Below are 21,102 nucleotides of genomic sequence, written 5' to 3' on the forward strand. Positions count from 1 at the left end.
TACCAGTTTAGTATATGCCTTTGCTGCGCCAGTATTTGATGAGGATGAAACCAAAGAGCATGCCCCCAAGGTGGGCAAAGTGGGCCACATTGGTCATGCTGCCGCTGATGCCTAAAAACAGCTCCATGGCGCCGTAGCCGATAACAAAGTATTTGGCTTTAATGGGAATGGGCGGAAAGAGGAGCATCAATCGGGTGTTGGGGAAGAGCATGCCAAAGGCAAGGAGAATGCCGAAAACGGCTCCCGAGGCGCCCACGGTTACGTGACTGTTTAGATAGTCGCTGCGGAAACCATAGAGATATTCCCGTGCCAGTCCCGTTGCCAGCTCCGGGTCGGTGTGCAATAGCTCGTTGTAGGAGGCCACAAAGGCATTGAATTTTTGCTGCATCTCCATGGAGCGGATTTGCAGGTGCTCGTCTAAAAAGAGCTGCAGCTCTTCGTGACCGGCATTGTTCATGTAATGGGTAATGCCCTTGAGCACGGGCAGGATGTCGATGTATTGGGTCAGCAGGTGAACGAAGGCGGCACCTACGCCGGTCACCAGGTAAAAGACCAGGAAGCGTTTGGGTCCCCAAACCAGCTCCAGCATGCGGCCGAACATGAAGAGGGCAAACATGTTGAAGAAGATGTGCATGGGATCGGGGTAGGCGTGCAAAAACATGTAGGTAAAGAGCTGGTGCACCCCAAAGTCACCGGCCATGGGCACATGCAGCCCCAGAAATTTTTCGAGGGGCAATCCCAGGGTGCTGTTCAGTACAATGCTGGCCAAATAAAACAGCACGTTAATGATCAAGAGATTCTTGACCACGGGGGGTAAGCCGCCAAAGGGAGATGCTCCGTAATTCATGCTAAATATTTTTACAAATATAGTGCCTGTTGCTGCACATCTGTTGTTTTAATTACCGAATCGTTTTTCGAACTCTTCGTTGTCGATGATGAAAAAGACGGTCTTTCCGCGGGGCGAAAAGCCCGGCATGCTGCATTGGAAGAGTTGCCCCACGAGCAGCGTCATGGCTTCGGGCGTCAGGCGTTCGCCACTACTCATCCGGGCCTTGCGGGCCATAATGCCGGCCAGGCCTTCGCGCAAATGTTCGGTGGCATTTTTTTCTCCGGTTTTATAGGCCTGAAGCAGTTCTTCAATCAGCTGGGTATGGTCGGTCTTTTCCATTTCTGCAGGAATGCCCCGGAGACAAAACTGTCCGGAAGCTTCCTCCACCAAATCGAAGCCGAAGGCGCTGAGTTCTTCCTGCAAGTCGCGAACCAGTGCGGCGTCCTCGGCACCAAAGGAAAGGGTTTGGGTAAAAAGCACCTGCTGTGTGGTGGAGCGGCGACTTTGTACGCGTGCCATAAAGCGCTCGTAGAGAATGCGCTCATGGGCCCTGCGTTGGTCAATCACCATCAGTCCCGATTTAACAGGTGTAAGGATGTATTTGTTCTTGAGCTGAAAAAAAGCCGCGTCCTGTACCGGGCGGTCCTCTTGTTGCGGGTGCAACTCCTGTTGCCTGGGCGCTGCATTGCCCCGCGAAGGCAGTACGATGGTTTCGGGCTCGCGGGGCCCTTCATCTGCCGGAAAGGCTTCGTCACCACTTTCGAAACCGCTGTAGAGTTGATCCCAGTCGCGGGGCAGGGGATCTTTCCGCTGGTAGCTGCTGCCGGTGTTAAAGGGATTGTAGTCGGGGTTAAAATGGACCTGGGGCGTTTTTATTTCGTCGCCGCCACGGGCTACCGGGATCTGCAATTGGTTGTCGGTGTCAAAATCGATGGAGGGCACGATGTTGTGCTTACCCAGACTCTCGCGAACGGCGGCGTTGAGCACTTTCCACACCAGTTTTTCGTCTTCAAACTTGATTTCCGTCTTGGTGGGATGGATGTTGACGTCTATGTCGCCCGGATCTACATCAAAATACAGAAAGTAGGCCGGGTACTGGTCGCTCCCAATCAGGTTGGCGTAGGCCTCCATGACCGCCTTGTGGAGATAGGGGTGACGCATGTAGCGGTTGTTGACAAAGAAGTACTGATCGCCAGCTGTTTTGCGGGCACCCTGCGGGGTGCCAATGAAGCCGTGGATGTGCAGAACGGTGGCTTCGGTGTTTACAGGGACCAATTGTTGGTTGACCTGGCGGCCCAGGATGCCGGCAATGCGTTGCCTGTGGTTGCCTGTGGCCAGGTTCATCAGTGGCTGGTCGTTGTGGTAGAGCGAAAGGGCTACCTGGGGCTGGGCCAGGGCGATGCGCTGAAATTCGGTGAGAATGTGGCGCAGTTCCGTGGTGTTGGATTTCAGGAATTTTCGTCGGGCTGGTACGTTGTAGAAGAGGTTTTTGATGAGGAAGTTGGCGCCCTGGTCGCAGGCAACGGGCTCTTGTTTCTCGATGCGGGAGGCGGCGGTTTCGATGCGGGTGCCGATATCGGCGCCCGCTTCCCGGGTGCGCAGTTCTACCTGAGCAATGGCCGCAATCGAGGCCAGAGCTTCCCCACGGAAGCCCATGGTGTTGAGGGCAAATAAATCGCCCGCTTCCCGTATTTTGGAGGTGGCGTGGCGCTCAAAGGCCAACCGCGCATCGCTCTCGCTCATTCCTTTGCCGTTGTCGATGACCTGAATGGCGGTGCGACCGGCATCTTTAATGAGGACTTTGATTTGGGTGGCTCCGGCGTCGATGGCGTTTTCCACCAGTTCTTTAACTACCGAAGCGGGACGTTGTATGACCTCTCCGGCAGCAATTTGATTGGCTACCGAATCGGGTAATAATTGAATGATGTCGGACATGAAAAGCGCTTCTTCTTTTGTTTTGCAGTGGTTTAGGACTGGGTTGGCTTATAGAAAGCGGCTGTACCACTCGTACCCGGCCTGCAGCAAATAGTAGAACAGGGCCATGAGTGCCAGTAAAATAACAATAAGGCGGAGGTTCGACTTCTTGCGGGCACTGCGGGTCACCTCAAAAGGGGTTTTGATGCGGCGACGCATTTGTCCCCGAATCCGTGTGTCGAAGCTGCGGTGGTCTTCCTCGGTTTTCAAACCCATTTCGAGGCGTATGCGTCGCTCCCTTTCTTCCCGCTCTTCCTTATCGGCGTCGTAATAAATCGGGTCGTGCTTAAACTTTCGGTGTTCGGGTACTTTCACGAATGTAAACCTCATGGCACAGTTTCTTTTTGTTTGTACAAAAATACAAAATCCCCTCGGGCTTTTTAAAAATATGGAATTTTATTAAATTGAGCGGGATTACTCTAACCTGATTACTATGTTGGTAAAGACTTTTGGCGCCGCGGTGAGCGGTATTGATGCGCTCGTGATAACCATGGAAGTGGATTTGTCGCGGGGCATTCGTTTTTTTATGGTGGGCCTGCCCGATAATGCGGTTAAGGAGAGTCAGCAGCGCATCGAATCGGCCTTTAGGGTGTGGGGCTTCGACTGGCCGGGCCGACGCATCGTCATTAATATGGCCCCGGCCGATACCCGCAAGGAGGGTTCGGCCTACGATTTGCCGCTGGCCATTGGTATTTTGGCGGGCGACGAGCAGTTGTCGGCCGAACGGCTGTCGGATTATATGCTGATGGGAGAGCTGTCGCTCGATGGCAGTCTCAAAGCCATTAAAGGGGCCTTGCCCATTGCGTTGCGCGCACGGGAGGCGGGCTTTAAGGGCCTGGTGCTTCCTATGGAGAATGCGCGGGAGGCTGCGGTGGTATCCGGTCTGGAAGTATATGGGGCCGGGGATTTGGGCGAGGTGGTGCGTTTTTTGAATGGGGAAGAAGGGCCGACTAAAACGCAGGTGGACCTGAAGGCCGAACTGGGTAAGGCGGGACTGGGTGAGCCGCTCGACTTTGCCGATGTACGGGGCCAGGAAAGTGTGAAAAGAGCCCTGGAAGTCGCCGCGGCCGGTGGTCATAACCTCATTATGGTAGGCGCTCCCGGCAGTGGAAAGTCGATGCTGGCCAAACGCTTACCTTCCATTTTACCGCCGATGGTGTTGGACGAGGCCCTGGAAACCACAAAGATTCACTCTGTTGCCGGCAGTTTGGCTGGCGGCAGCGCCTTGCTGACTCAGCGGCCCTTTCGTTCGCCCCACCATACGATTTCAAATATTGCGTTGGTAGGTGGGGGAGCGGTGCCCCAGCCCGGGGAAATTTCTCTGGCCCACAACGGGGTATTGTTTTTAGATGAGCTGCCCGAATTTAAGCGCTCGGTGCTGGAGGTGCTGCGGCAGCCTTTGGAGGACCGCAGCATAAGGGTTTCACGGGCCCGTTATGCCCTGGAGTATCCGGCCGGATTCATGTTGGTGGCCAGTATGAACCCTTGTCCCTGTGGTTTCTACAATCATCCCGATAAAGAATGTGTTTGTCCCCCCGGTGCCGTGCAGCGCTATCTGAGTCGCATTTCGGGCCCCCTGCTCGACCGCATCGACCTGCATGTGGAGGTGGTGCCGGTTGCTTTTGAGAAGTTGAGTGGGGCAGCACCGGGTGAAAGCAGTGCTCAAATCAGGGAGCGGGTGGTGGCTGCACGGGACTTGCAGGCCCGTCGTTTCGAAAAGGAGGACTACATTCATTGCAACGCTCAAATGGGCAGTCGCCTGCTGCGGCAGCATGCGCAGCCCGATGCTGCAGGGGGCCAGCTCTTGCGTGCCGCCATGCAGCGCCTGGGCTTGTCGGCCCGGGCCTACGACCGCATTTTGAAGGTGGCCCGTACCATTGCCGACCTTGAAGCCGCGCCCAGCGTGCAGGCTGCCCATGTGGCTGAGGCCATACAATATCGGAGTCTCGACCGTTCCGGATGGGCAGGCTAGAAATTTAACGAAGCCTTAATTAGGTAAAGCTTAGCATTAATGCGGAAAATCCCTTTATTTTGTAGCGCTAAGAACAGGAAAGATGGCTAAAACTAAAAAAAATACGCAAAAAGAAATGTCTTCGAACAGTTTAATGGACCCGATAGGTCGCCTAATGGGCCTTCGGTACAAGTCGCATCCCTGGCATGGGATTGATATTGGCGATAATGCCCCCGAGAGTGTGATGTGCTTTATTGAGGTGGTTCCTACCGATACCATCAAGTACGAAATAGATAAAGTCAGCGGCTACCTGCGCATCGACCGCCCCCAAAAATACTCGAATGTGGTTCCCTCGCTCTACGGCTTTATTCCGCAAACCTATTGTGGACTTAATGTGGGTAAGTTTTGTGAGGAAAAGACGGGGAAAAAGGACATAAAAGGGGATGGTGACCCACTGGATATATGTGTGCTCACCGAAAAGGATGTGATGCACGGCGACATTATTGCTGAAGTTATTCCCATTGGTGGTTTTCGGATGCTCGACGGCAATGCGGCCGACGATAAAATCATTTCGGTACTCAAGGGCGATGTGGTGTACGGAGGCGTTAAGGATGTGACCGAATTGCCCGAGCTCGTGCTCGAGCGACTCAAGCATTATTTTTTGACCTATAAAGATATGCCTGGTGTGAGTCGTGAGTCAGAAATTACTCACGTGTACAATGCTGAGGAAGCGCGGGAGGTGATCCGTCATTCCATGGTCGATTACGAGGCACGCTTCGAAAAGCTGCGCAACGCCCTGTCCTCCTACTAAAGGAGGGCAGCTTGCATTTGGGTCGTCACTGCCCCTTGGCCCTTGGTGGTTGTTGGTCGACTTAGGTGCCCAAACGCTGCAGGCGCTTGTTCAGCTGTCTCAGTCGGAAGGTCTCGAAGTAGTGGATGATGCGACGTAAAATATCGAGATAGAGGGTCACGTAAAGCAGTGCTACGCCGAGCCAGATGACCAGCAGGTTAAAGACGCCGGTCGGGATGTTCAGGGGGCCCAGGCGCTTGGATGCCGCATAGAAATGAGCCCGTCCCCAATGGCTGTCCGGGTTCTTGAATATGGGGTGCTTTTTTTGGATGTAGCGTTCGCCGGTAAACTCAAACTGGCGCACTTCGCGGCGATCGAGCAACCATTCGGCAAGGGCCTCATTGTAATGGCGTGCTTTAAGTTGAACCAGGGCATCAATGGAGCCCAGTTCCCTCACCATTTGTTCCACCTTCTGATCTTTTTGTTGAGAGTATTGCTGATAGGCCCGGTTGTAATGCCTTTGGGCTTGCAGCAGTGCCTCTTCGATACTTTGGTGCAAGGTCTCGTTGTAGCTTTGGGTGGCACGAGGAAGGATGTTTTGCCGCATAAGCAGTGGTAGGTCGTTGCGCAGTTGTTGCAGGGCCGCTGCTAAGGGCGTGCTGTTGCGCTGTACTTCAGCAAAATCATTGCGTTGGGCCGACCACAGACAAGCATCGTTGAGGCGGATGAGTTCGGGAATGAGGGTGCTGCCGTAGTAGGCGCTTTGGCTCATTTCCTTTTCTTCTTCAAAAAAGTGCCTTTGGTAGCGGTTGTTTTTAAATTGGTTGACCGCCAGGGCTTCGTACGACCAGCGGGTAACCATGATGTCGCCAATGCGTGGTGTAAATTCTTTGGAGCTGATGGAATTGTGCAGCTTGTCGAAATTGACAATGACGCCGCTGAACAGCAGGTGGGGCACCAGAATCAGTGGGATGAGCACATAAATGGCCACCACCGAATTGAGTCCGCTGCTGATGTTGAGGCCCAGCATGTTGGCAAAACAAGCTGTGGAAAAGAGGATGGCCCAGTAACGCAGGGTCATGCCTTCAATTTCCAGGATTCCGTTGCCAATGAGGACAAAACTGAGAGATTGAATGGCCGAGATCACAAAGAGGACAAAGACCTTGCTGTTTAGAAAGCTGAACCGACTTAGGTTGAGGAATGATTCTCGTTTTCGCAGTCTCCGGTCCCGGATGATCTCCTCTGCGCTTACATTGAGGCCGATGAAGAGGGACACGACCACACTCATAAAAAGGTAGGCCGGTATGTTCACGTTTTCGGAGAAGAGGTAAAGGTCGGGGTCGCCTTCTCCACCAATCAAAAACTTGGTAAAAAAGCCCAGGATGAGGGCCAGGAGGGGCGCTTCCAGTATGTTGATGGCCAGGTACTGGTGGTCCTTAAGTTTTGATAGGGCATCGCGCATGGAAAAAATCCAGAACTGCTTTTTACGGTTGGGAATGCTGAACCAGTTTTTGGGCAGCGCTTCCTTCTTGTCGAGATCACGTCGTTTTTTCCACTCAAATTGACTTTCAAAGTTGTCGATGTAAAGTTGGTACCATTCTTCGGGACTCACCTTACGCTTACGAATGAGTTTGCCGTAGGGGTTAACGATGCGTGCTTCAACAATGCGCAGGGGTTGTTCCGTTTTAACGCTGCCACAAACATAACACTCGCGCTCTTCGGGGTTCACGTAATTGGCTTCCCGCTTGAAATAGGCAATGGCGTCCATGGGATTGCCACTGTAGATGATGCGTCCCCCCTTGTCGATCATCAACAGCTTATCGAGCAACTTATACAAATCGGAGGAGGGCTGGTGAATGTTGATGACCACCAGCTTCCCTTTAAGGACCTGGCGTTTGAGCAGGAGCATTACTTTTTCCGAATCCATGGAAGAAAGGCCCGAGGTGGGCTCATCGACAAAGAGGATGGAGGGTTCGCGAATCAGTTCCAGGGCTATGTTCAAACGCTTACGCTGCCCCCCGCTCAGGATTTTATTCAGAGGCGTGCCCACTTTAAGATCACGTGCCTCCACCAAATCAAAATCCTGGAGGGCATCTTCCACCAGTTTCTTGATTTCTTCTTCCTTGAGTTCTGAAAAGCACAGCCTGGCATTGAACCACAGGTTTTCGAAGACGGTGAGTTCTTCTTTAAGCAAGTCGTCCTGCGGCACATAGCCAATGAGTCCCCGCAGGTCCTCCTTATCCTTGTGCAAATCGTAACCATTGATGAGGATGCGGCCCGAGCTGAGTTTAAAGTTGCCGTTGAGCACATTCAGGAGGGTCGATTTTCCGGTGCCGCTGCCGCCGATGATACCGACCAACTGACCGGAGCGACCGGTAAAGCTGAAGGGGTGGATCCCCATTTGGTTGTTGCTGAACTTGTAGGAGACATCTATGGCCCGATAAACGATGCGTCCTGTTTCTTTTTGGTGGATGAATTTTTGCGCTACACTGCTGTAATACACCGGCGGCATGCGGGAGGTCTTAATGACCGAGCCAACAGCCAGGGCATAGGTTCTGTTGCGCTCCACCTTGTGACCGTTCAGATAGAGGTTGCGTTCTCCGTCGTAGCGAAAGATGAAAGAGTTGGTGCTGCTTACGTGCAACACCCAAACCACCACCTGCTGTTTGGGGTTAAAAAGCAGACGCACCTCAGGGTGCGGCTTTTCGTTTTCCCCGCTGATGAGCAGGATCGCATTCTTATCGGGCACTTCCAGGGGATTGCCGAGGATAAAGCGCTTCAGATTGTGGTAGTCGCTTTCGGCAATTTTAAATTTCCGTGCCAGCAAGTCCACAAAGCCAATTTCTGCTTCGCCAATGTCTTCGTCTTTTTTAAGGAAGTCGAGCAGCTGCACAAAGAGCACAATTTTGGGCTCCTGCTCCAGCTCGGCATTTATTTTTTCGGCAATGTTGAGGATGCGACTCAGGTTGTCGTTCGATTGCTTCTCGCGCAGTTCCTGATTGCTGTTGTTGACCTCCGAGTGATAGCGATTCAGATAAACCTCAAAGCGCCCCAGGTACTGGTCCACATACTCCTTACTGAACTGTCGCGCCAGGAAATCCTGCACCAGCGAGTAGCCGCGTCCTGTCTGCCTTTCCTTCTGAACATCGGTCAGCAGGGCAAACAATTGCATCAGGGCTTCCAGCAGGGTTTCACTCATAAGACGGGCGCGTTTTCAGGTAAATGATGAAGCATGTTTTCTCCGGGGGAGGCTGCTGCTTTGATGAGGTGAAGATACAAAAAAAGTTTGCAGGCCCGAAAAGGGGGCCTGCAAACTTTTTTGTTGGAGTTGTTTGTACGCTCGTCTTAAAAGCTGGAGCCTGCATTTTGCTTGCAGCATCAATGCCCGCTTTCGTCCAATTGTCGCTCAATGGCCATCTCCATACCTGCGAGTTCAGCCAGTCCTTTGAGTCTGCCAACAAGCGGGTAACCCGGGTTAGCCTGGCGCTTGAAGTCGTCCAGTAATTTAATTCCATGGTCGGGTCGCACCGGCATGCGATGGTCTTTTCTTCCCGCTTGCTTTCTTCGCCTTTGTTCCTGCAAGAGGGCTTTCATTACTGCATACATATCCACCACCCCATGGATGTGGCCGTATTCGTGAAAGCAGCCGTCGGGCAGCAAGACGTTGTTGCGCAGGTGCAGAAAATGGATGCGGTGGCCTACCGATTGAACCATGGCCGTGAGCTGTTCGCTGCTGCGTATCGAAAGCGAGCCGGTGCAGAAGTTGATGCCGTTGGCCGTAGAGGGATGTTGGGCGACAATCCATTCCAGGTCTTCCTTTGTGCTGACAATACGCGGCAGGCCCAGTACCGGAAAAGGCGGGTCGTCGGGGTGAATGGCCATATTGATACCGGCCTCCTCGGCAACGGGGACCACCGCCTGAATGAAGTCCGACAGGTGCTGGCGCAGCTTGTCGCGACCAATTTCGCGATAGGTGTCGATGAAACTCAAAAAGACTTTCTTGTAATCGGGGGTGGAACCATCCACTACCCCGTCGATAAAGCCCTGGGTCACCACAATGATGTTGTAGGCCAGTTTTTCGGCTTCTTCCTCCGTCATGCTTTGCATGCGCTCTTTGGCCTTTTCCACAATTTCTGTCGGATAGTCCTTCTCGGCACCCGGCCTTTTTAAAATGTAGGCGTCGAAGGCCACAAAGGTCGGAAAGTCGAAATACATCACCTCGCCCCCCGAAGGCAGCAGGTAATGCAAGTCGGTCCGCACCCAGTCGAGTACCGGCATAAAATTGTAGACCACCGTGTCGATGCCGCATTGGCCCAGATTGCGGAGCGATTGCTGGTAGTTTTTAATCAGGCGGGGGGAGTCGGGCGACTGGGTTTTAATGCCTTCTGAAACCGGGAGACTCTCCACTACGCTCCAGCGCATCCCATGGGCTTCAATGTCGCGCTTCACCTTCATGATCTCTGCTACCGGCCACACTTCGCCATTGGGAATGTGGTGGAGGGCGGTTACTACGCCCTCTATGCCCATTTGTCTGAGTTCGGCCAGACTAAGTGCGTCTTTGGGCCCAAACCAGCGCCAGGTTTTCTCAAATGCCATACCTTAATTTTTTCTTATACGCCACTGAATGCACTGAAGCCGCCATCTACAGGAATAATGGTACCGGTGATGAAACTGGCGTCGTCGCTGCAAAGGAACTGAACAATGCCGTTGAGTTCGGTGATGTCGCCAAAGCGTTTCATAGGGGTGCGGGCCAGCACCTTTTTACTGCGCTCGGTGTAACTGCCGTCGGGGTTGATCAGCACAGCCCGGTTTTGGTCGCCGATGAAAAAGCCTGGTGCAATGGCGTTGACCCGGATTTTCTCATCGAATTTGGTCGCCATCTCCATCGCCAGCCATTGGGTCCAGATGTTTACACCGGTCTTGGCTACCGAGTAGCCCGGAACCCTTGTGATGGCCGAATAGGTGGCCATAGACGAAACATTGATGATGCTGCCCTTGCCTTGTTTGGCCATGGCTTCGCCAAAAACGATGGCGGGATAAACCGTTCCGTTGAGGTTCAGATCGTTTACCTTATTGAAATCTTCAAACTTCATGTCGAAGATGGTTTGTTCTTCGGTAAGCGTAGCGCCGGGCATATTTCCGCCTGCAGCATTCACCAGTATGTCGATGCGTCCCCAGTCGGCTACAATTTGTTCGCGCACGGCGGTGAGACTCTCCCGGTCGAGCACGTTGCAAACCAGTCCTTTTACAGTGCCTGCTTTCTTCAAATCGGCCATTCTGTTGTCGAGGGCTTCCTGGCGAATGTCGAGGATCACCACTTTAACGCCTGCTTCGAGTAAGCTCTTGGCAATACTGCTTCCCAGTACGCCTCCTCCTCCGGTTACTACGGCTACACGGCCGTTCAAATCAAATTTTCCCTGTGGCATGATCTCATTCTTTTAGAAGAGGCTGTGTTTGGGGCAGCCTCCTTGGTTTATTGAAACAACAAAGTTAGGGGCTTTGAGTTTTGGCAACAAATACTTATTTTGCCTGCCTTAATACTATCTTTGCTTATTTTGAAAAGCCCGGCAACACCCCCGCTTTTGCACGAACAATCGGTTTTGCCCGATCAGAGTCCCCTTAGAGTCAAGTGGAATGATTTTCCGCACTTTACCTTTCCCTGGCATGCCCACGGCGAAATGGAGATGGTTTTTGTTCTGCAAAGTTCGGGGACCCGTTTTGTTGGCGACAGTATGGAAGTCTTCACAGAGGGCGATTTGGTTCTGGTGGGCAGTCGCCTGCCCCATTACTGGAAAAACAATCAGGCTTATTACAATGAAAACTCCGGCTTAAGGGTGCAGGCCATTGTCGTACAGTTTTCTCCCGATTTTATGGAGAAGGCCATTCAGAATTATCCCGAAATGTCGGCCATTCGTGATTTGTGGCTGCGTGCCGGAAGAGGGGTTCATTTTCCTTTTCCCGAGAATAGGGACCTGGGGCAGCTCTTGAAGAAACTTTACGATCTTAAGGGTTTTGCGCGCTTGTTGTGCTTTTTGGATTTGTTGAATAGAATGGCCCGCAGCAAACATTTTCGTTTGTTGGCCTCCCCCGAATACGCCGTCCAACCCTCTTTGCAGGGCGAACATCGACTCGAAAAGGTGCTCAACTTTATTCACCTGAATTATACCCGCACCTTGCGGCTGGAGGAACTGGCTGCCCATGTGGGGATGAATCCGGCGGCCTTCAGTCGCTATTTTAAGCAGCGTACCGGTCAAACCCTGGTGCGCTATGTCAACGAGATGCGGGTGGGTTATGCTTGCAAGTTGTTGCAGGAGGGTGCTCCGTCCATCACTCAGATCTGTTACGACTGTGGTTTCAACAACTTATCCAATTTCAATCGCTTTTTTAAAAACCGGATGGGGGTGAGTCCCCGTGAGTACCTTGCTGTCTTTCAGGAGAATGGGGTTCAGTCACCCGGTGAAGAGGCTTAATCCTGTCATTTTCAAGGGCTTTATTTGTGCCTATTAATGCTTATATTTGTGGTTTGGCAGTGTCGATGCTTTTTTTTTGCACTTTTTTGGACAGATAATACATACCAGGATCATGAACAACACAGAACTACTGCACAAGGCCGCTGCAGCGCGCATCCTCTTGTTGGATGGCGCCATGGGCAGCCTTATTCAACAATACAAATTGAGTGAAGAGGGTTTCAGAGGAACTCGTTTTGCTGCACATAACTCTCCGGTACAGGGCAACAACGATTTGTTGTCGCTGACCCGGCCCGACATTATCTCCAGCATTCATGAGCAATATCTGGAGGCGGGGTCCGACATTATTGAGACCAATACCTTTAATGCCAATCGGATTTCGCAGGCCGATTACGGCATGGAAGATTTGGTGTACGAACTCAATAAGACTTCGGCAGCTCTGGCTGCCGAAGCGGCTAAAAAGTTCAGTACCCCTGAGCGTCCCCGCTTTGTGGCGGGCTCCATGGGTCCCACCAATAAAACCGCCTCCTTATCGCCCGATGTGAACAATCCCGGTTACCGGGCAGTGTCTTTCGACGATTTGGCCGAAGTTTATGCCGAGCAGGCCGCCGGCCTGCTCGACGGGGGCGCCGACATTTTACTGCTCGAAACCATTTTTGATACCCTCAACGCCAAGGCCGCTCTTTTTGGTATCCGCCGGGAGCTGCGTAAGCGCAATATCGAAGACTTCCCGATTATGGTTTCGGTCACCGTGGCCGATGCCAGCGGGCGCACCTTGTCGGGACAAACCCTGGAGGCTTTTATCATTTCAGTATCGCACGAGCCCTTGTTTTCCATTGGACTGAACTGTTCCTTTGGGGCTTCGGATTTGCGCATGTATGTGGAGGAGTTGGGACGGAAGGTCCCCTTTTACGTAAGTGCCTATCCCAATGCCGGTCTGCCCAACCAGTTTGGCGAATACGACGAAACGCCCGAGCAAATGGCGCCCCAGATTCTGGACTATCTGAAGCAGGGTTTGGTGAATATTGTGGGCGGCTGTTGCGGAACAACGCCCAGGCACATTGCGGCCTTTGCTGCCTTACTTAAGGACGGTCGGCCCCACGTCCCCCCTCAGCTGGAGGTCACCACGCGTTTGAGTGGTTTGGAGCCCTTGAGTATCGATAAGACTTCCAACTTTGTGAACGTGGGGGAGCGGACCAATGTGGCGGGGTCGAAGAAATTTGCACGGCTCATTCGTGATGAAAAATACGAGGAGGCACTTTCGGTGGCGCGCGACCAGGTAGAAGGGGGTGCGCAAATCATCGATGTGAACATGGACGACGCCATGCTCGATGCCAGAAAGGAGATGGTTACCTTTTTGAATCTGATGGCTGCCGAACCTGAAATTGCCCGTCTCCCGGTTATGATCGACTCCTCGCGCTGGGAAGTTTTGGAGGCGGGACTCAAATGCCTGCAGGGCAAATGTGTGGTCAATTCCATCAGTCTCAAAGAAGGGGAAGCTCCCTTTTTGGAGCAGGCACGTTTGCTGTGCGATTATGGCGCTGCCGTGGTGGTGATGGCCTTTGATGAAAAGGGGCAGGCCGATAGTTTTGAACGCCGCATTGAGATTTGCGAGCGGGCCTACCGCTTGCTTACCGAGACGGTGAAACTGCCGCCCCAGGACATCATCTTCGATCCCAATGTGCTGGCTATTGCTACCGGGATTGAGGAGCACAACAATTATGCGGTGGACTACATTAAAGCCACCCGATGGATCAAAGAAAATCTGCCTTATGCCCGGGTGAGTGGCGGCGTAAGCAACCTGTCCTTTTCCTTCAGGGGCAACGACACCGTTCGGGAGGCCATCCATTCGGTTTTTCTGTACTACGCCATTCAGGCGGGAATGGATATGGGAATTGTGAATCCCGGTATGTTGCAGATTTACGACCAAATTGAACCCGATTTGCTGGAGCTGGTGGAGGATGTGGTGTTGAACCGTCGCGCCGATGCTACCGAGCGTCTTATTGATAAGGCCGAGGCCTACAAGCTGGCGAAAGAAGGAGGCGTTGCTGCAGCCCGGGATGCCTGGCGCGACGAGCCGCTCGAAAAGCGTCTGCACCACAGTCTTATTAAAGGGATAGCCGATTACATTGAGGAAGACCTGGCCGAGGCGCGGACCAAGTACCCCTTTGCCCTCGACATTATTGAACAGCCTCTGATGGATGGTATGAACATCGTAGGGGGCCTTTTTGGAGCAGGAAAAATGTTCCTGCCCCAGGTGGTTAAAACCGCCCGGGTGATGAAAAAGGCCGTGGCCTGGTTGCAGCCCTTTATTGAAGAAGAAAAGCGGGCTTCCGGTGCAGAACCCACCAAGGCCGGTCGCATCTTGATGGCCACCGTAAAGGGCGATGTGCACGATATTGGAAAGAACATCGTGGGGGTAATACTGGCTTGCAACAATTACGATGTCATTGATTTGGGCGTGATGGTACCGGCCGATCGTATTTTACAGGAGGCGGTTGAAAGGGAAGTGGATGTTGTGGGACTGAGTGGACTCATTACGCCTTCTTTGGAAGAGATGGTGAATGTGGGTCGGGAGATGGAGCGGCGCGGGATGAAGCTGCCGTTGTTGATTGGCGGGGCAACGACTTCCAGCGTGCATACTGCGGTTAAAATTGACCCGGTGTATTCGGGCCCGGTGGTGTATGTCAAGGATGCCTCGACCAGCGCTCAGGTGGTTGGCGGCCTCTTGTCGCGCGATCGGGAGAACTATGCCAAAGGCGTTGCTGCTGAGTACGAACGTCTTCGGGTGGCCAATGCCGGAAAGAAAGAACGGAAGTATCTGGCCATCGAAGAGGCACGTAAGCGTAAGTACGTCATCGACTGGGATAAGGCGGCTCCGGTGCTCCCCAAAAAGCCCGGTTTGCATGTGCTGGACGATTATCCGATTGCTGAATTGCTGCCCTTTATCGATTGGACTTTCTTTTTCCATGCCTGGCGCCTGACGGGAAGTTATGAGGGGATTGAGGGCGTGGTGGATGCTGCCTCTGAAGAGGAGTGGCTGAAGCGCTTTGGTAGTGAGGATGCCAAAGCACGAGCCAGGGAGGCGGTAAAGCTTTGGCGAGATGCCCAGGCTATGTTGCAACGCATACAAAAAGATAAAATGCTGAAGGCACGGGGCGTTTTTGCCCTATACCCCGCCAACAGCGTGGGCGACGACATTGAAGTCTACCACCCTGAGCGGCCCCAAGAGCATTTATTTACCTTTCATCATATTCGCGAACAGCAGGAAAAGCCGGGCAAGGAACATTATTACTGTCTCTCAGATTTTGTGGCCCCAAAGGAGAGTGGGAAACAGGATTATATCGGCGGTTTTGCCGTGAGTGCCGGAGAGGGTATTGAGCCCTGGATTGCTCAATTTGAGGCCGACGATGACGATTACAGTGCCATTTTGTTGAAGGCCCTGGCCGACCGTCTGGCGGAGGCTTTTGCGGAGCTGCTGCACTTTAGGGTGCGTAAGGAGTTTTGGGCTTATGCACCCGATGAAGCTTTTGATCACCACAACCTGATTCGCGAGCGCTACCGGGGCATTCGTCCCGCCCTGGGCTATCCGGCCTGCCCCGATCACAGCGAAAAGGCCACGCTTTTCAAGTGGTTACAGGCTGAAGAAAAGGCGGGCATTTCGCTCACCGAGCATTTTAGTATGTATCCCAATGCCGCCGTCAGTGGCATCTATCTGGCACATCCTGAGGCCATTTACTTTGGCGTGGGCAATATTCAGCGCGATCAGGTGGAGGATTTGGCGCGTCGAAAGGGCGTACCCGCCCAGGAGGTGGAAAAATGGATGCCGTCCAATCTCGCCTATCGTTAATTGCTTAAAAGATACATAACCCGGATAAATTGTTTTTTATGACCACCGCAGCCCAAAGCATAAGGGAGCTTAAGGCTCCTGCTTTTTCCTTTGAATTGTTGCCCCCGCTTAAGGGCAACAGCATCAGTCGGGTGTACCGCACCATCGATGCTCTAAAGGATTTTAAGCCTTTGTTTGTCAACATCACCTCGCATCGTGATGAGGTGGTTTTTCGAAGTGCGGACGGAGGCCTTTATGAGCGCAAGGTAACGCGTAAGCGACCCGGTACTGTCGCTGTGGCGGCTTCCATTAAGCACCGCTACGGCATACCGGTGGTGCCGCACATCATTTGCAGTGGTTTTACGCGCAGTGAAACGGAGTACGCCCTAATCGATCTTAATTTTTTGGGCATACACGATGTCTTGTTGCTGCGTGGCGATAAGGCGCAGCGCGATCGTTTTTACGAACCCGCTGAGGCAGGCAATGCCTATGCCATAGAATTGATAGAACAAGTCAACAACCTGAATAAGGGGGTGTTTTTAGACGAGACCCTGGCCGAGGCTTTTGAAACGCCCTTCAGTTTTGGGGTGGCGGGTTACCCTGAGAAGCATGAGGAGGCACCGAATTTGGATTCGGACTTGTTTTGGTTGAAAAAGAAGGTGGATGCAGGGGCCGAATACGTGGTGACCCAGATGTTTTTTGACAACAGCAAGTATTTTGCTTTTGTGGAAAAGTGCAGGGCAGCCGGGATTACGGTGCCGATTGTGCCCGGCTTAAAGCCCATCACCCTGAAGAATCAGCTGACGGTGTTGCCCAAGATTTTCCATACCGATATTCCGGAGGACTTTGCCAAGGCTTTGCGGACTTGCAAGACCGATGAGGAGGCGGCTCGTGTGGGTGTGGAGTGGACCACCATGCAGGCCAGGGATTTGTTGGACAATGGCGTAAAATTGTTGCACTTTTATACCATGATGGCCACCCAGAGCGTGCGTAAGGTGGCCGAGCAAATATATTGAAAGGAGGCTCCCAATGATGTTGAAGTCGATTAATCCAGCTACTGGCGAGGTGGTGCGCAGTTATGAAGAATGGGAATGGGCTGCTGTGGATGAGGCGCTCGACGATGCACAAACCCTCTGGTACCAATGGCGGCGCAGCAATGTTGAAGAAAGGGTGGACTTGCTGCAAACTTTAGCGCAGCAGTTGGAGCAGCAGAAGGAGGGACTGGCTTTTACGATGGCGCTGGAGATGGGCAAGCCACTGAAGGAGGCTCGTGCCGAGTTGGAAAAATGTGCCTGGGTCTGTCGCTATTATGCGGATAATGGTCCCGCCTTTTTGAGGTCGATGGACGTCCCCACCGAATACAGCAGGTCTTATGTGAGTTTTCAGTCGCTGGGACCCGTACTGGCCATTATGCCCTGGAATTATCCTTTTTGGCAGGTCTTTCGCTTTGCTGCCCCGGCGCTTCTGGCCGGGAACACCGTTCTTTTGAAACATGCATCCAACGTGCCGGCCTGTGCTTTGGCAATTGAACAGCTGTTTTTGGATGCAGGTTTTCCTTCCAAAGTCTTTCAAACCTTATTGATCAGCAGTAGAAAGATTGATCGGGTCATTGGCGATCGCAGGGTACAGGCGGTTACTTTTACCGGCAGCACGCCGGCGGGTCGCAGCGTGGCCGAACTGGCGGGTCGACATTTGAAGAAATCGGTGTTGGAACTGGGGGGCAGTGACCCCTATTTGATTTTGGCAGATGCCGACCTCGACAGGGCTGCTGCCCTGTGTGTGCAGGCGCGTTTGGCCAATGCGGGACAAAGTTGTATCTCGGCCAAGCGTTTTATTGTGGAGGCGCCTGTTTACGAAGCTTTTACCGAGAAAGTATGTGCTTTGATGAGGGCTGCTGTAGTGGGCGACCCCATGGAGGAGGGGACGGAGGTGGGACCGCTGGCCCGGAACAATCTGCGCCTTGATCTGGAGGCTCAGGTGAACAACAGTGTGCACAAGGGTGCCCGACTCTTATTGGGGGGCAATCCGGAAGCCTATCCTGCTGCTTTTTATCCGCCCACGGTGCTGGCCGATGTTAAGCCCGGAATGCCAGCCTATCATGAAGAACTGTTTGGCCCCGTGGCTGTTCTTATAAAAGCAAGCGATGCGGATGAGGCCGTTTGTCTGGCCAACGACACCAGTTTTGGCTTGGGCGCCGCTGTCTTTACCGCTGATGCCGAAAAAGGGCGGAAGCTGGCCGAATTTGAATTGGAAGCAGGATGTTGCTTTGTTAATGATTTTGTTCGTTCCGATCCGCGCCTGCCCTTTGGTGGAATCAAGGAAAGTGGCTATGGGCGTGAGCTTGGCCTTTGGGGCCTGCATGAATTTATGAACCTCAAGACTGTGGTGCTGCGCTGATGGAATTGGAGAAAGCTTATCAGAAGATTACTGCGCTTTGTGCGCGTCGGGAGTATTGCTGTTCCGACATTCGCGCTAAGTTGTTGAAGTGGGAGCTGGAGGCCGGAGAGGTAGAGCAATTGATGCAACAGCTGATTCAGCAGGATTTTATTAATGAGGGGCGCTATGCCGGCGTGTATGTGCGCGATAAGGCCCGTTTTAATAAGTGGGGACCCACAAAAATTATTTGGAATCTGCGCCAGAAGGGCTTGTCTGAAGAGGTGATAAAGGATGCATTGGCCACGTTGGAGGAAGATGTTTTTGGCAGTCAATTGGAGCAGGGGCTGCGCCAGAAGCTGCGTTTGCTGCGTCAGGATGATCCCTACAAGAGAAAGCAGGCCTTGCTTCGCTTTGGGGCTTCCCGGGGTTTTGCATTTGAGGAGATTGCTGCGGTGCTTGATCGTTTGAAAGCTGAAGGTTTGTTGTAGCCGGACGGTTGTCCATATTTATTGGTGTTTACGCAGCTAAGTATGGCGTTGGAGAATTTTTCCGGGTTGAAAGGTAAATACAATTCCCGGCAGGGCGGTGAGGGCTGAGGCTACATAGAACAGCAGACTCAGGGCAACGGCTGTGTCTTCGTTGATGCCCAGGTATTGTGCTCCCCATAAGAATACGAGTTCGCGTGCACCAATGCCTCCTAAGGTGATGGGTACCGAGCCGGCGATGGCCGAGAGGAAGAAGAGGAACAAATAGGCGTTGAAGGGTTCTCCTGCGGAGGTGGGCAGCGCTTGCAGCAGGAGGAGGGCAGCCAGCATTTGCAGGAGCTGTGTCATCAAGGCCCAGCCCAGGGTTGGGGCCCAAGCCGGCAGCAGGGATGCGTTGAAGAGGCGCAGAAAGAGCCAGAACGCCACCACCACCATGGGAATGCCTGTCCATGCCCAGTCCTTTAAGGGCAGGGGATAGTCTAAAAAGGGCAAAAGCACCAATAGAAACACGACAATTACCGTCAGGCCGCTGATGCGATCGGAAAGTATGGCCCCCAGTGTTTTGCGCAAATTGCTGTTGAGGTGCTTGCCCAGTAAATAGACCTTGAAGCCATCCCCACCTACACCCCCGGGTAAAAAGAGGTTGTAAAACAGTCCCAGCCAGTAGAGGCGGATGTTTTCGAGGTGATTGATGGGTATGGGGATGCGTTGGAAAAGAACCTTTAAGCGGAACGCTGCAGCAATTTGCGAAAGGGCATAGGAACAGAGGGCAGCCAGCAGCCAGGGGCTGTGTGCCGCACGCAGTTCACGGGCGATGTTGTGGAGGTTAATGTGCGAAAATACATAGTACAGGGCAAAGCCGCTGATGATGATTTTCAAAAGGAGTTTTATGGTTTTCTGGTGCTTCATTGACCTCGCTTGCAAGCACAAAAATAAACTTTTTGTCCGATTGTCCCTCTGTTTTTTTTAATCGAGCAGCATTTCGGCCAATTCTTCTTCAAAAAAGAATTCCGTTTTTCCAAAGGCTGGTTGTAAATCGTCCATCCATAAAGCGTTGGGATCGTATTTGGCAAAGAAGGGGCGGGTGGCCCATTGGTTGTTTCGGCCCTGAATAAACTCGAGCACAAAGACTTTCTCACCATGTATTTCTGTGATGCCGCAAACCCGAACCTTTCCGGGGGTACAGGACATGCTGGGACCTCTGACGGTGCGTGCAATACCGCTAACGCGTGTGTAGGCGCGCTGAAAAATATCCCAGGCACGGTGCAGGCTTACCCCAAAGTACTCCTGCGCACCAGTATCGCGGGCAATGAACATATAGTAGGGGATGAGTCCCAGACCAACTTGCTTTTTCCACATGTCGGCCCAAACCTGGGCGCTGGCGTTGATGTGGTTAAGGAGGGGCGATTGGGTGCGAATTTGTGCTCCTGTGGCCCGTATTTTTTTTATGGCTTCTTGAACCGCCTCTGTTTCCAGTTCCCGGGGATGGTTAAAATGGGCCATGAAGGCCAGAGATTTTCCTGAGTCGCTGACTTTCTTAAATATTTGAAGTACTTCTTCGGCATCGGGGTCGCTCAAATAACGATAGGGCCAAAAGGAGAGCGATTTGGAGCCGATGCGTATAGTCTGCAAATGGGGTAAGTCGGCCTCAAGCAGGCGACTGATGTAGGTGTCGAGCACCGATGCCTTCATTACCATAGGGTCGCCGCCCGTTATAAGAAGATCGGAGATTTCTTTGTGTTGACGCAGATAGGCAATGACATTGTCTATTTCTTTCATGGCAAACTTCATGTTGTCCATGCCCGTGAATTGGGGCCAGCGAAAGCAGAAGGTACAATAGGCGTGGCAGGTTTGTCCCTGGGAGGGGAAAAACAACATGGTTTCGTTGTATTTGTGCTGAGCACCTGTGAGCTTTTCTCCGTTAACTTCGGGTACGTTGTGGGTTTGTCCCGCCGGATGGGGGTTGAGCTGATGTCTTATTTCGTCGGCTGTTTTACGCAGGGTGGCGGTGTCGGCTCCGGCGTCGACTGCTTTGGCCATTTTAGAAAAATGCTCGGGACTGAGCATTCCTTTTTGCGGGAAGTTGAGAATGAAAATGGGGTCGTTTTGATAGTTGTCCCAGTCGATGAGCTCATTAACTACATAGTTGTTTGTTTTGAAAGGCAGCACGTGTGCCACAATTTCTATGCTCCGCAAATCCTCCTGCGACACTTGACTGATTTGTGGTATTTGACGGTAATTCCGTGCGGTATAAATCTGATACTTCATAGGCATACTCGTAATTATATGTATATAAATAAATATGTGAGTCGATGTCTCATCTGTGGCAGTTTTCAAAGCTGCCATTGGCTCGCAATGGAACGTAAGAGGCCGGTTGTTATCGGATGATCGTGAGGTATTG

The 21,102-nt window shown here is 52.6% G+C and carries 15 protein-coding genes; 7 read left to right on the forward strand and 8 right to left on the reverse strand.

Annotation, left to right across the window (positions count from 1 at the left end; all coding sequences use genetic code 11):
- Positions 1 to 7 precede the first annotated feature (7 nt).
- From B4W65_RS06320 to B4W65_RS06330, 3 genes are read right to left on the reverse strand one after another with little or no spacing between them, the layout of a single operon-like run.
- On the reverse strand, positions 8 to 847 hold the full coding sequence (locus tag B4W65_RS06320; protein ID WP_088654295.1) for a rhomboid family intramembrane serine protease: 840 nt from the start codon (positions 845 to 847) through the stop codon (positions 8 to 10).
- Positions 848 to 895: 48 nt separating this feature from the next.
- A complete protein-coding gene (mutL, locus tag B4W65_RS06325; RefSeq protein WP_088654296.1) occupies positions 896 to 2,764 on the reverse strand; it encodes a DNA mismatch repair endonuclease MutL in 1,869 nt (622 codons plus the stop codon).
- A 48-nt stretch (positions 2,765 to 2,812) separates the two neighbouring features.
- Positions 2,813 to 3,133: a hypothetical protein gene (locus B4W65_RS06330; protein WP_088654297.1), complete on the reverse strand. Its 321-nt coding sequence runs from the start codon at positions 3,131 to 3,133 to the stop codon at positions 2,813 to 2,815.
- 103 nt (positions 3,134 to 3,236) lie between these two features.
- On the opposite strand from B4W65_RS06330, the gene B4W65_RS06335 reads away from it, so the two are divergent.
- Positions 3,237 to 4,775 carry a YifB family Mg chelatase-like AAA ATPase gene (locus B4W65_RS06335; protein ID WP_088654298.1) on the forward strand — a complete coding sequence of 513 codons (1,539 nt, stop codon included), beginning with the start codon at positions 3,237 to 3,239 and terminating at the stop codon, positions 4,773 to 4,775.
- Positions 4,776 to 4,857: 82 nt separating this feature from the next.
- Positions 4,858 to 5,565 (forward strand): inorganic pyrophosphatase, encoded by a 708-nt coding sequence (locus tag B4W65_RS06340; RefSeq protein ID WP_240509498.1) that lies wholly within the window; start codon positions 4,858 to 4,860, stop codon positions 5,563 to 5,565.
- A 61-nt stretch (positions 5,566 to 5,626) separates the two neighbouring features.
- Here B4W65_RS06340 and B4W65_RS06345 read toward each other — a convergent pair whose 3' ends face one another.
- The 3 genes from B4W65_RS06345 to B4W65_RS06355 form a co-directional block, all read right to left on the reverse strand.
- Positions 5,627 to 8,743 (reverse strand): ATP-binding cassette domain-containing protein, encoded by a 3,117-nt coding sequence (locus tag B4W65_RS06345; protein ID WP_088654299.1) that lies wholly within the window; start codon positions 8,741 to 8,743, stop codon positions 5,627 to 5,629.
- Between the two features lie 179 nt (positions 8,744 to 8,922).
- Positions 8,923 to 10,140 (reverse strand): mannonate dehydratase, encoded by a 1,218-nt coding sequence (gene uxuA, locus B4W65_RS06350; RefSeq protein ID WP_088654300.1) that lies wholly within the window; start codon positions 10,138 to 10,140, stop codon positions 8,923 to 8,925.
- Between the two features lie 14 nt (positions 10,141 to 10,154).
- Positions 10,155 to 10,970 carry an SDR family oxidoreductase gene (locus B4W65_RS06355; protein WP_088654301.1) on the reverse strand — a complete coding sequence of 272 codons (816 nt, stop codon included), beginning with the start codon at positions 10,968 to 10,970 and terminating at the stop codon, positions 10,155 to 10,157.
- 156 nt (positions 10,971 to 11,126) lie between these two features.
- On the opposite strand from B4W65_RS06355, the gene B4W65_RS06360 reads away from it, so the two are divergent.
- From B4W65_RS06360 to B4W65_RS06380, 5 genes are all read left to right on the forward strand, one after another.
- Complete coding sequence (locus tag B4W65_RS06360) at positions 11,127 to 12,014, forward strand: AraC family transcriptional regulator (RefSeq protein WP_146697727.1); 888 nt, start codon at positions 11,127 to 11,129, stop codon at positions 12,012 to 12,014.
- 112 nt (positions 12,015 to 12,126) lie between these two features.
- Entirely contained in the window at positions 12,127 to 15,861 is a 3,735-nt protein-coding gene (gene metH / locus B4W65_RS06365; protein WP_088654484.1) for a methionine synthase, read from the forward strand.
- A gap of 38 nt (positions 15,862 to 15,899) precedes the next feature.
- On the forward strand, positions 15,900 to 16,856 hold the full coding sequence (gene metF / locus B4W65_RS06370) for a methylenetetrahydrofolate reductase [NAD(P)H] (RefSeq protein WP_088654303.1): 957 nt from the start codon (positions 15,900 to 15,902) through the stop codon (positions 16,854 to 16,856).
- A gap of 13 nt (positions 16,857 to 16,869) precedes the next feature.
- Complete coding sequence (locus tag B4W65_RS06375) at positions 16,870 to 18,237, forward strand: NAD-dependent succinate-semialdehyde dehydrogenase (protein WP_088654304.1); 1,368 nt, start codon at positions 16,870 to 16,872, stop codon at positions 18,235 to 18,237.
- Entirely contained in the window at positions 18,237 to 18,704 is a 468-nt protein-coding gene (locus B4W65_RS06380) for a regulatory protein RecX (RefSeq protein WP_088654305.1), read from the forward strand. Before B4W65_RS06375 ends, B4W65_RS06380 begins: the two co-directional genes overlap by 1 nt.
- Before the next feature lie 36 nt (positions 18,705 to 18,740).
- On the opposite strand, the gene B4W65_RS06385 is transcribed toward B4W65_RS06380, so the two are convergent.
- The gene (locus tag B4W65_RS06385) at positions 18,741 to 19,610 is read right to left on the reverse strand and encodes a lysylphosphatidylglycerol synthase transmembrane domain-containing protein (RefSeq protein ID WP_240509499.1); all 870 of its coding nucleotides are present in this window, start codon (positions 19,608 to 19,610) and stop codon (positions 18,741 to 18,743) included.
- Between the two features lie 57 nt (positions 19,611 to 19,667).
- Complete coding sequence (locus tag B4W65_RS06390) at positions 19,668 to 20,969, reverse strand: KamA family radical SAM protein (RefSeq protein WP_088654306.1); 1,302 nt, start codon at positions 20,967 to 20,969, stop codon at positions 19,668 to 19,670.
- Between the last annotated feature and the right edge of the window lie 133 nt (positions 20,970 to 21,102).

It is taken from the genome of Geofilum rhodophaeum (assembly GCF_002210225.1).
GTDB classification, from domain to species: Bacteria; Bacteroidota; Bacteroidia; order Bacteroidales; family Marinilabiliaceae; genus Geofilum; species Geofilum rhodophaeum.